Genomic DNA, 10,717 nt, shown 5'->3' with positions numbered 1-10,717 from the left:
CACCACATGATGGCTTTCCAAGAATAGATTTCGTGCCCTCTTCGCCTCACATGCCTGGATTTCCACCGCCAAACCGGCACACTGGACCCGAGTCCGACTCGGGCGGCGTGCGCCCGTTGTCGACGCAGTGGTTGTCGGACGAACGGATCGCCGAGGCCCGTCGCGTCTGGTCCAAGGCCTATGGCCGAGTGATCAGTCAAGACGAAGCGGTGAAAATTCTGATGAGCGTCCGACGGCTGGCAGAAGTGTTTTTGAGTGCCGAAGAGGAGCCGTAATCATGAATGTGGTGATTTGGACGCGGGTCTCGTCCCGCGAACAAAAAGAGGGATACTCGATCGACGCCCAGTTGAGAGTGACGCGAGAGAAGGCACAGCGGTTGGGGTGGAATGTCGTCCGGGAATTTGAACTCGACGAGTCAGCCAAGCGCGGTGCAGAACGAAAGATCTTCAATGAGATGCTGCGGTGGCTGGCAAAGAACGCCAAGCGGGAAAAGATCAAAGCGATCCTCTGCCACAAGTTAGATCGAGCTTGTCGCAATATGCGCGACGCGGTCCGCCTGCAGGAACTGGAGGACGCATGCGGCGTACAACTTTCCTTTGTGGAAAACGAATTCGGTCCAGGCGCTGCTGGAACGTTTTCGTTTAACGTGATGGCGGCCGTTGCGCAGTATTACAGCGATAATCTGCGCGAGGAGGTGATTAAGGGGCTCGATGAAAAAGTGCGCCAGGGCTGGCCCACGGGATTGGCCCCTTACGGGTACCTCAATGTTGATGACCGCGAAGAGCCAGTCGTACCACATCCGGAGAAGGCCAAGTCGCTGATTCGTATTTTCGACCTCTATTCGTCAGGCAGCCATACCTTCAAAAGTCTTGCCGACCGACTCGCCAGCGAAGGTCATGTTTTCCGCGACAGCCAATCTCGTTTTAACCGGACGGCCCTGTCCCACATTCTCAATAACCGTTTCTATATCGGTGAGTTACACCGGAACGGCCATGTCTTCGAGGGACGCTATCAGCGAGTCATCCATCGCGCAACGTTCGATGCGTGTCAGGACATCTTGTGTGGTCGAAAGCGGCGAACGGGAACCTATCACCTGCCGCTAGCCGGTGGATTGTTCCGCTGTGAATACTGCGGCCAATCGATCACCGGAGAACGCATTCGCCGAAAGCTCAAAGGAGGCGGAATCCGCGAACACATCTATTACCGGTGCTGCAACAACAATCGTGGCGCCGATCACCCCAAGGTTCGTTGGAAAGCGCAGGATTTGGAGGAGGCGATCGCTGAGGACCTGGAGAAGATGCGGATGCCCACGCTCGAGGTCGCCGAATGGTTCCGCAAGGAACTTGGTGCCGCTGTGCACGACTTGACGGGCTACCGACGCCAACAAGCCACATCATTTGCCAAGCGGAAGACGGAATTGGCGAACATGCAGGACCGCCTCCTCAACGCGTACCTGGCGGGGACGATCGATGATGACGTATATAAGGCCAAATCCAACGAGCTGAAGGCCGAAGCAGCCAGCGCGGACGAGTCGTTGGACAAACTAGGCGACGTCGATCCGGCCCGTGGTGAACTAGCGGTCACGCTCTTCGATTGGACGCAAAAGGCGGCGGAAATCTGGCGCGGTTCAAACAATACCGTCAGGCGCGATATACTCGACGCGGTTTGTTTGAACCGGGTATTGAGCGACGTAAACCTAGTACTGGAAAAGAGAAAGCCCTTCGACGAACTCGCCGAAAGGCCGGATTTGAAGAATAGTCGGGACGACAGGAGTTGAACCTGCGACCTCTTGACCCCCAGTCAAGCGCGCTACCAGGCTGCGCCACGTCCCGTGGTGGTTGGCGTCGGTGTCTGCAGCGGGAAATACGCCAAAAGTGGAAACACAGACGTCGGTTGCTGTTATCGCAGGCATTCGTGTGAATTGCAAGAGATGTCGATCGGGAAAATTGGCAGCGTATGGCATCGCTCTCAGCGTTTCCTTGGGGAGGGAAATTCTTGACCAGTGTTGCTGGTATACCCCGTCTGGTTGGCCTACAACGACGTTATCGATACTTTGCTCATTCTCAGACAGTGATTGGCTGGAAAGGCCGTGATCTTGAGGAAATCTCGCATATCGTGTATTTTAGAGGTCTGATTCAGCGGGATTATGGAATTCCCGTAGCATCATTTTTTGTGAGCGGTCTTGGGAGTTGTTGCCGAGGTTTGCTCCCTCGAAACGCGGCTGTTGACGGAATTTATCCGTGGCATACCCGGTTCGAGTTTTGACGTGGAAGAAAGGTGAATATGGCTTCGTCTCGTGCACAATTGGTCGCGGAAATCCTATGGGAGTTGAAGCGAGCGGACAAGGTGGCAAATTTCAGACTCGTTGCAGAACGGGCCGGCTTTAGCGCCGGGGCTAACGGACGGGCCATGGAAACCTGCTTGAAAACAATTCGCCGCGATTGGCCGCATTTGCAGTGGTGGCGGGCAATTCCCATCCGCGATGACGGTCTGCTGGAAAAAGATTCCGAGCAAGTCGTCAAACTGCAAGAGTGCGGTTATGCCGTCGAAGACGCCGAAGGCAGCCAGGAACACGTGGTGGTTAGCGAAATCGAAACGCACACCATGTCTTGGGAAGCACCGGTGGATGCTCCGGTCGGTTCGCCGATCGATGAATCGCTCGACGACGATGACGATGAGAGCGAAGACAACGCGGACAGCGATGACAGCCGCGCCGAAAAGCAGGAAGTGGAAGGAGAAGAGTAGTTCTTCCACCTGCCCTGAACTCATTAGAATTCAGGAAAATACTCGGCGGATTCTTAGGCGTTGAGCGCAGTCAGCGAGGCTCTCCGATCAGGACACCAATTCTGTCAGGCTACCGGTGCGCGCGGAGTGCTGTTGGGAAATGCTGTCCTCAACTTTCGCCTGCGGACAACTGCTCCAGCGATTCCCATTTTAGTTCACGGCTGGGGCAGTGGAATTGCGCAAGGCGGCGGCGGTGTGGCTGTCGGGGTGTTTGAGGATTTCCTCCGGCGTTCCGGTTGCCACGATCGCGCCTCCCTGTTCGCCGCCGTCGGGGCCCATGTCGATCACCCAGTCGGCCGCGCGGATCATGTCGAGGTCATGTTCGACGACGACAACGGTGTGTCCTGAATCGACTAAGCGGTGCAAGACGCTCAGCAGTTGCTCGACATCGGCCGGGTGGAGACCTGTGGTCGGTTCGTCCAATACGAACAGCGTGGATTCACCATGGGATGTCGGCGAGAGTTCGCTGGCCAATTTAACCCGTTGTGCTTCGCCCCCGGAAAGTGTGAGCGCCGATTGGCCCAGTCCCAGGTAGCCCAATCCGACGTCGACAAATGTTGTTAATTGTTTTTGCAGCTTGGGGACGTTTTCAAAAAACACAGCCGCCTCGGCAATGCTCATCGCTAACACGTCGGCCACACTGCGGTCGCGAAAATGAATCTCCAGCGTTTGCGGATTAAAACGCGCGCCGTTGCAGTCACTGCAGGTCACATACATGTCCGGCAAAAAATTCATGGCGATGCGCGTTACGCCTTGTCCACGGCACGTCTCACAGCACCCCGACTTGCTGTTGAAGCTGAAGCGGCCCGCCTTGTAACCCCGGATGCGGGCTTCGCGGGTTTTAGCAAAGACTTTGCGAACTTCATTCCAAACGCCGGAGTACGTGGCTGGATTGCTGCGGCCCGTTTTGCCGATGGGGGATTGATCGACTTGAACCAACCGCACGATCTGCTCGACTCCCGTAATGACTCCGTCGACGCTGGTTGTTGTTTGCTTGCGAGTGCGCTCCTGCCCCAATTTTCGCCGTACCGCCGGAATGAGCGCATCGATTACCAACGAACTTTTACCCGCGCCGCTGACACCGGTGATACAGGTTAGGACCTGTAGTGGAAGTTCCAATGTCACTTGCTTCAAGTTATGTGTGGCGACTTCGCGTAGCACAATTCCAGTTTCTGGATGAGCGGCGCGCCGTTGCGGCGTTGGCTCCGTATCGCGGCGCCCGCTGAGGTATTCTCCGGTGGGCGTGTCAGCTTCGGCGACCTGTTGCGGCGTCCCTACGGCGATGATTCGACCCCCATGCTGTCCGGCGCCGGGACCAACATCGACCATGTAGTCGGCGCGGGCCATCACCTCCGGATCGTGTTCGACTACTAGGACACTATTTCCTTGCGCTTGCAGTTCCGCCAACGACTCCAACAACCGGCCCACATCACGGGGATGCAGGCCGATGGTCGGTTCATCAAGGATATAACAGACTCCCGTTAACCCTGATCCCAGGCAAGCGGCCAAGCGGGCGCGTTGGTATTCGCCGCCTGATAGCGTTTTGGTGGGGCGGTCCAGTGCCAAGTATTCCAAGCCGACCTGCATTAAAAAACGTAGCCGCGATTCCACGTCGTCCAACACTCCGCCAGCCGCGAGTTGGGCCGCTTCGGTATTGAAGATGCTTGTGGACGAATTGTGTAATGATTCCAGCAATCGTAAGATGAAATCATGGACCTGCGAAATCGGTTGGGCAGTCAATTCATGAATCGCCACGCCATCAACGGTCACTGAACGCGCGATTGGTGCCAAGCGACTGCCATTACAAACATCACAAATCTTTGGCGCCTCTTCGTCGTTCTTGCTGGCAGACTCGGGAATCAGGTGCCCCATCCCTTCGCATTTTGGGCAGGCTCCGTATGGGGAATTGAAGCTGAATGTCCGCGGCTCCAATTCGTCAAAGCTGATGCCGCAACTCGCGCAGGCGAAGCGGGTGCTGAAGCGATGCTCTTGCCATTCCCCATCGACTTGTCGCAAAACAATGCAGGTCTCTTCCCCGTGCCGCAGCGCCAGGTCGACCGATTCGCTCAGCCGTGGAGCAATGCCCTCTTTGATCACGATGCGGTCGACAACGACATCGATATTGTGAGTACGGGTTTTCTGCAAATCGGGTGGGTCCGCCACATCGACCAACTCCCCATCGACGCGGGCGCGGACGAATCCTTCGCGGAATATCTGCTCAAAGACCTTTTTGTGCGCGCCTTTGCGGCCTTTGACGAGCGGCGCGAGTAACATGACTTTGGTCCGGTCATCGAAACTTAGGATGGCATCGACAATCGCCTGGGGGGATTGTTGCTCGACCGGTTTACCGCATTGGTAACAGTGCGCGCGCCCCGCACGCGCGTACAGCAGTCGCAGATAGTCATAGATTTCTGTCGTGGTCCCCACGGTGCTGCGGGGTTGGACCGAGCCGGCACTCTGTTCGACGCTCAATGTCGGCGGCAAACCCTCCAGTAGATCCACATCGGGCCGCTCAAGCTGATTCAAAAATTGCCGGCTGTAGGTCGACAAGCTTTCCAGATACCGTCGTCGTCCCTCGGCGAATAGGGTGTCGAACACGAGTGAACTTTTACCGCTGCCGCTGACACCGGTGAAGACCACCAATTTCTCGTGGGGAATATCGACATCAACGTTTTGCAGATTGTGGACCCGCGCACCGCGAACCTGGATCGCATTGTTCAACGGGGGATTCGCGGGCATAATCAAAGGGGCTTGCTGCAGGGGAGGCTGGTCGGTATTCGTCCTACCGATTGTATGCGCTGCGGCTGAAATTCACTAACATAGAAGCCAACGATAATTCCTCGGCCGGGCCAGAGACCGTAATTCACCATGAACCAACTCCTTCCGCATCGCTTTTTGTTTCGGTACTCCCTCCCGGCGAAGTACTCCGCGAAATTACCGCTGCGGGGAAAGGCCTTGCTGAAATTGTCGGCAGCCCATGCGTTGCCTGATTTCAGCGATTTGGATTCGGCAGCCAAATTCGGCGATATTCGACTTGCTTGGAACGAGCAGGGGATTGGCATCACAGTTAAAGTGAGCGGCAAGAGTCGCCCCACGGTCTGTCGCGCTGCGATTCCGATCGAGACGGATGGGCTACAAGTCTGGATTGATACGCGCAATACGCAGAACATCCACCGAGCCAGTCGCTTCTGCCACCACTTTGCGTTTCTACCCGCTGGAGACGGCCCCAAAAGCGATCAGCCGTCGGCCTCGCAGTTAGCAATTGCCCGTGCCCGAGAAGATGCGCCGCAAACTCATATCAATGACATTCAAGTGCGATCCAGCATTCCCGCCGACGGGTATCAACTTGAGGTTTGGATTCCCGCAACAGCGCTGCATGGGTTTGACCCGGAGTCGACGCGGCAGTTGGGGTTTTACTACCTGTTGCGGGATAGCGAACTTGGTCAGCAATATCCCAGCGTTGGCCCCGATTTTCCGATCGCGCACGACCCCAGCTTGTGGATGACCGTCGAATTGTCTCAATGAACGGGGGTCATTCGGACAGGGAGTCGAATTGCTCTCCATCAGAGATGGAGAGTCGCGCGAAACGCAATTTATCATTGTCCAGCGTTAGCCGGGCTTTCCAAGAGGCGGACTTGGGAAAACCAGTTGAGAAGATCACTTGGCCTTCCATCAGCAAAGTGACTGGTTGAATCGACAGGTATTCAACCACCTCGTCGGTAATGACTTCAAAATCATTTCTCTTGAAGTATTGTTCGATGTGTCGCACGACCTCTTCAGCAGCGGCGGTCCTGTGGCTTGCCAATAATCCAATTACTTTATCCATTGTCCCTCCCATTGCCCGATGCCGCTTAAGGGGACGCTCTGCGGTTGGCTTGTGTACCTCATGTCTATGAAGGTCTGTTTGCACCTATGCATATCTATTTTAGCTTACAGAGTGTTGCAAAAAGCGAACTGTTCAGGGAAAACCCCTATGCTGGCCTTGAGTTGTGTGTTGGCTGGCAAGGAGTTGCAGGATTCCGCGGGCCCCCCCAGTACTCATAAAAGCGGTGGGATTGCCTCAAATCGGCAATCGAGCGTGGGAAATCGACGCAATTCGACAATTGGCCGACAGGAGATGTTGTGCCGTTTCCTCGAGTCAAGAAACATGCACAAAAAAAGCGACGGCGGTTGGCGTCATTAGCCAACTGCCGTCGCTATAGGCATTGTCACTCGAAAGCTAAACGATTTCGAGAAAGTGACCCCAAGGGGATTTGAACCCCTATTGCCGGGATGAAAACCCGGTGTCCTAACCGGATTAGACGATGGGGCCTTGTGCCTGATGCGTCATACAATACAGAACCGCTTCACCGATTGTCAAGACGATGGCCGCCTCATAAAAGCGGGAAAAACGATGTTTTGTTTTCGCGGATTCGATATCGTGTTAGAGAGCTTCGGCTCATTCGGTTGCTGTGCTTCAAACAAAAGAGTCGAATTCACTGAAACTCACGGATGCACGCGGTGGGAATCCAGATTTCCCGGTGCCGTGTCTCGTTTGCAGCGATCTGCATTTGGCCTATTTTCCCGTAGGAAGAGTGAGGGTGCAGTTCGATCGTGGTGAGAACGATAGGTCAGATGCGTGGAGATACACCTAAAGAATTATGGGAACGCGAGTTTTGGATCGATCACGTAAGTCACGTCACCGTCGAAATCACGGTGTAGCAAACGATTAGTGAGTAAAAGACATAGTAAAGACCAACAATGCAATCATTTGATCCGACAGAATTCTAAGTCTCAGCGGGGGAAACCCCGGAGTGACCGGTCTTCTGTTCATGATTGTGGATTGCTTCGTAAACTTCACTGCGGTGTACGGGGATTTCCTTGGGCGCTTGGATTCCCAAACGCACTTTATCCCCACGAACTTCCACCACCGTGATGACGATGTTGTCGTCAATTACAATGCTTTCGTTCTTTTTACGTGAAAGAACTAACATTGGACGCTACTCTCCCAGTACTGCGAAGCCTGCTCCCTGTGAAGAAGGAACCAGACCGACACTACGATGACGGCTCGGCTTCATGCAAGCGTATGGGTTGACCGGAACTTCAGTGTCCCGCTACCAACCAATCATCTCAATTTATTCTAAGCGTCAAGCAAAAATAGGTCAAGGGGCGACCCTAGACCTTGACGCAGGCGACAGAGGGCAAATCCTTAGCTTGCTTATTGTTAAAAAGGGAGGTGTCTCATAAGTCCTTTCTGTCAAACATCTTGTGGTTAAAGGGGAGGCGAACTTCTTTTCTGCCTGACTTTCTAACAAAAACGAAACTTTTTGCCGACTTCTGGTGTTCTATCATCCCCCGAATTGCGAATTCATGACTTTCGTGACGCCGAGGCTATTTTGCTAAGGTATTGGCCGGTAGAGCGAAGAGTGGGATAGCCGCATGTTGCAAAATGCTATGGTGCATTTTCCTAGGTAGGCGGAACCGAGCCATCAGAATGCGAAATGTCAAATCGGCGAAAAATTGGCATCCCTCTTTGAAAAGAGAACCGTTAAAATTTATGCAGGACGCAAACGTTGAGACAAATACGATGCTGCGTGCGATCTTGCTCGAAATGTCGTCGAGGCCAGCTGTGGGGGTGTGCAAACAGGCAGTTGGATTTCTCGGCACGTGGGTGATCTTGTCCGTTCAGTCTCCTGTTTTGGCCAATCCACGCTCCGGTTTTCGATCTCTTGTCTGTCTCCTGGCTTGCCAAGTTATAGGAATTTATTTGCATGCGAGGCCATTTTCGGTTATGGCTAACGTTATATCAATTGCGGAAGCATCCATTCTGGTCATTCTTTTGGGTGATACTACTTAGATAATTTGTCATAATTTCTTAGCTGAGCATTTTATCGATTTCAGATCGTGAGAGTGAAAAGTCCATGGTCGCAGAAGATTTCTCTGGCCGCGCCCTCACCGACGTCGTCGTCAATCGGATTCTGCTTATCGAAGCGGACGCCGAGACGGCGCAGTCCATGAAGACGCTGCTTGAAAGCCAAAAATTCACAGTATTGACAGCCAAAGACGGCGGCCAAGCGCAATCGATCTTTGTCATGCGCAAGCCCGACTTTGTAATCACCGAGTTGATTTTAAAGGGCGACACTGGATTCGAGATTTGCGAACGCTTCAAACAAACGGATAAAACGGTACCTGTCTTGGTCGTCTCTGAGATCGAACTGGATCAAGCGAAGAAGCTTGCTTCCCGAGTCGGCGCCGATGGTTATCTCGTTAAGCCGGTACAGCCCGAAGTCCTCTTGTCGAAGATCCGAGAAATCGCCGAAAACGCGTGGTGGGAGGTCCACTCAGACCGCCCGCGCGAAGACCGGCGCGTACGCTTTTCTTGTTCCTGTGGAAAGCGGTTTCGCGTCAGTCCGGTTCACCGCGGCAAATCGTTGACCTGTCCTGAGTGCGGGGAACCCACGATGGTTCCAATCCACGATTAGCCGATCATGTCCTTACCGGTTTACACGGGTTTCCCTTACTGTTGAGAAGTTCATGACTGACGTCGACCGAGTGTCAGTTTCAGGTTCGACCGCGCAGAGCAAGCGGTGACTGCTGAGTTTTGGCAATTATTATTGGCGGCATTATTCCTCTCTGCTTTTTGCGTTTTTTATGCCGTTGATTTGAGTATTATTCCTATCCATTCGAGGCGGTTGGTCATGGCGACGTTGATCGTTCAAAACGGTAAACACCAAGGCACTAAGATTCCGCTTCCCAACCGGGAAGTGACTGTCGGCCGCGACGACAAATGTTACGTCCGTTTAACATCTGGGGACGTCAGTCGGGTTCACTGTTCGCTGCTGGCTACCAATGAAGGGATTCTTATTAAGGATTCCGGTAGTCAAAATGGTGTGATCATCAACGGCATGAAGATTGAAGGGGACCACATGATGCGGCCCGGGGACCTGCTGAAAGTCGGCCCCGTGAAGTTCACCATGGAAATCCCCCAATTGGCTGCACCGCCCGGGTCGGCTGACGACGATAGTATTGCGACCTGGCTGGCCGAAGGGGACACCAACGCCAGTGCCGCCGACTCCGAAACGACTGAAATACAAACTGTCGAAGCAAACCGCGAGCATGCAGCTACTGCTGAACTGCCCCCGGCCGAGCCGGAAGCCAAGTCGATTGCCGAAGAGGCACAAGACATCATTCGCCGGCACTTTGAAACGAAAAAGAAGTAAAACCGGAAACGAAAAAAAGTCACCCGCTTTTTCGGCGGTTCATTCAATAACGAACAAGCGACGAGACCTCGAAATTCACCATTGATGCGCATTATTTCCGGAAAGTACCGTCGTCGTAAATTGCTCGCTAATCCCGGTCAAACCACACGCCCCATCATCGATCGAGTCAAAGTGGCCTTGTTCGATCGTCTTGAAGAAAAGCTTCAAGGCGCGGCGGTCGCCGATATTTTCGCAGGCACGGGCAGTTTTGGCTTGGAAGCTCTCAGCCGCGGCGGGCGGCTAGCAGTCTTTATTGAGCAGGACCATCGTGCATGGGAATTGCTCAAGCAGAACGTTGAGTCGCTCAACGCTGAAGAAGAGACGCTCTGTTGGCGTACCAATGCATTACGGTCCTCCTTCAAACCCAAAGGACTGGACGATTGGAGCCCGTACGATATCGTCTTCTTCGATCCCCCTTACCGATTCATGGAAAGGGCCGATGAAACCTCCGAGCCTTACAAGGCGCTCACGCGCTTAGCGCGCGCCGATGTCACGGCCGACGATGCGCTGCTGGTCATCCGCACCGGGGGCAGGGCCGAATTTGCTGTCCCTCCGGAATGGTCACTCCAAGAATGCCTTAAGCCGTCGAGCATGGCTTTGCACTTCTTCGTGAAATCGACCGATCCTCCGGCTCCCGGCACCGCCGAGGAGTAAACACCGCTGCGGTGGATTGCAATTCGCCGTCTCCTTTTGCA

The 10,717-nt window shown here is 54.2% G+C and carries 10 protein-coding genes and 2 tRNA genes; 7 read left to right on the top strand and 5 right to left on the bottom strand.

Features of this window, described 5'->3' with window-relative positions; translation table 11 throughout:
• Positions 1–32 precede the first annotated feature (32 nt).
• Complete coding sequence (locus tag CA54_RS04170; protein WP_146369593.1) at positions 33–275, top strand: hypothetical protein; 243 nt, start codon at positions 33–35, stop codon at positions 273–275.
• Positions 276–277: 2 nt separating this feature from the next.
• A complete protein-coding gene (locus CA54_RS04165) occupies positions 278–1,777 on the top strand; it encodes a recombinase family protein (RefSeq protein ID WP_146369592.1) in 1,500 nt (499 codons plus the stop codon).
• Here the strand turns inward: CA54_RS04165 and CA54_RS04160 are convergent.
• A tRNA-Pro gene (locus tag CA54_RS04160) sits at positions 1,759–1,832 on the bottom strand. The genes CA54_RS04165 and CA54_RS04160 overlap by 19 nt on opposite strands.
• Positions 1,833–2,283: 451 nt before the next feature.
• Between CA54_RS04160 and CA54_RS29135 the strand changes: the two genes are divergently transcribed.
• Complete coding sequence (locus CA54_RS29135) at positions 2,284–2,745, top strand: hypothetical protein (protein WP_197532191.1); 462 nt, start codon at positions 2,284–2,286, stop codon at positions 2,743–2,745.
• 189 nt (positions 2,746–2,934) lie between these two features.
• Here CA54_RS29135 and CA54_RS04150 read toward each other — a convergent pair whose 3' ends face one another.
• Positions 2,935–5,523, bottom strand: a complete 2,589-nt coding sequence (locus CA54_RS04150; RefSeq protein ID WP_146369591.1) for an excinuclease ABC subunit UvrA — start codon at positions 5,521–5,523, stop codon at positions 2,935–2,937.
• Between the two features lie 129 nt (positions 5,524–5,652).
• On the opposite strand from CA54_RS04150, the gene CA54_RS04145 reads away from it, so the two are divergent.
• The gene (locus CA54_RS04145) at positions 5,653–6,309 is read left to right on the top strand and encodes a hypothetical protein (RefSeq protein WP_146369590.1); all 657 of its coding nucleotides are present in this window, start codon (positions 5,653–5,655) and stop codon (positions 6,307–6,309) included.
• Positions 6,310–6,316: 7 nt separating this feature from the next.
• Here the strand turns inward: CA54_RS04145 and CA54_RS04140 are convergent, their stop codons facing one another.
• The 3 genes from CA54_RS04140 to csrA all read right to left on the bottom strand — a co-directional run bounded on the left by CA54_RS04140 (position 6,317) and on the right by csrA (position 7,757).
• The gene (locus CA54_RS04140) at positions 6,317–6,610 is read right to left on the bottom strand and encodes a hypothetical protein (RefSeq protein ID WP_146369589.1); all 294 of its coding nucleotides are present in this window, start codon (positions 6,608–6,610) and stop codon (positions 6,317–6,319) included.
• Positions 6,611–7,022: 412 nt separating this feature from the next.
• A tRNA-Glu gene (locus CA54_RS04135) sits at positions 7,023–7,096 on the bottom strand.
• 454 nt (positions 7,097–7,550) lie between these two features.
• Positions 7,551–7,757 (bottom strand): carbon storage regulator CsrA, encoded by a 207-nt coding sequence (csrA, locus tag CA54_RS04130; protein WP_146369588.1) that lies wholly within the window; start codon positions 7,755–7,757, stop codon positions 7,551–7,553.
• A 927-nt stretch (positions 7,758–8,684) separates the two neighbouring features.
• On the opposite strand from csrA, the gene CA54_RS04125 reads away from it, so the two are divergent.
• The 3 genes from CA54_RS04125 to rsmD all read left to right on the top strand — a co-directional run bounded on the left by CA54_RS04125 (position 8,685) and on the right by rsmD (position 10,676).
• Positions 8,685–9,245: a response regulator transcription factor gene (locus CA54_RS04125; RefSeq protein ID WP_146369587.1), complete on the top strand. Its 561-nt coding sequence runs from the start codon at positions 8,685–8,687 to the stop codon at positions 9,243–9,245.
• Positions 9,246–9,461: 216 nt separating this feature from the next.
• Positions 9,462–9,983: an FHA domain-containing protein gene (locus CA54_RS04120; RefSeq protein WP_146369586.1), complete on the top strand. Its 522-nt coding sequence runs from the start codon at positions 9,462–9,464 to the stop codon at positions 9,981–9,983.
• An 84-nt stretch (positions 9,984–10,067) separates the two neighbouring features.
• Positions 10,068–10,676, top strand: coding sequence for a 16S rRNA (guanine(966)-N(2))-methyltransferase RsmD (gene rsmD / locus CA54_RS04115; RefSeq protein WP_146369585.1), 609 nt, complete (start codon positions 10,068–10,070; stop codon positions 10,674–10,676).
• The last annotated feature ends 41 nt before the right edge of the window (positions 10,677–10,717 follow it).

The organism is Symmachiella macrocystis, from assembly GCF_007860075.1.
Taxonomy (GTDB): domain Bacteria; phylum Planctomycetota; class Planctomycetia; order Planctomycetales; family Planctomycetaceae; genus Symmachiella; species Symmachiella macrocystis.
This window is presented reverse-complemented; position numbering and strand designations above follow the sequence as displayed.

Bases quoted from the DNA above. Each gene is read 5' to 3' on its own strand.
- CA54_RS04165 (WP_146369592.1), top strand. From the start codon at position 278: ATGAATGTGGTGATTTGGACGCGGGTCTCGTCCCGCGAACAAAAAGAG.
- CA54_RS29135 (WP_197532191.1), top strand. From the start codon at position 2,284: ATGGCTTCGTCTCGTGCACAATTGGTCGCGGAAATCCTATGGGAGTTG.
- CA54_RS04150 (WP_146369591.1), bottom strand. From the start codon at position 5,523: ATGCCCGCGAATCCCCCGTTGAACAATGCGATCCAGGTTCGCGGTGCG.
- CA54_RS04145 (WP_146369590.1), top strand. From the start codon at position 5,653: ATGAACCAACTCCTTCCGCATCGCTTTTTGTTTCGGTACTCCCTCCCG.
- CA54_RS04140 (WP_146369589.1), bottom strand. From the start codon at position 6,610: ATGGATAAAGTAATTGGATTATTGGCAAGCCACAGGACCGCCGCTGCT.
- csrA (WP_146369588.1), bottom strand. From the start codon at position 7,757: ATGTTAGTTCTTTCACGTAAAAAGAACGAAAGCATTGTAATTGACGAC.
- CA54_RS04125 (WP_146369587.1), top strand. From the start codon at position 8,685: ATGGTCGCAGAAGATTTCTCTGGCCGCGCCCTCACCGACGTCGTCGTC.
- CA54_RS04120 (WP_146369586.1), top strand. From the start codon at position 9,462: ATGGCGACGTTGATCGTTCAAAACGGTAAACACCAAGGCACTAAGATT.
- rsmD (WP_146369585.1), top strand. From the start codon at position 10,068: ATGCGCATTATTTCCGGAAAGTACCGTCGTCGTAAATTGCTCGCTAAT.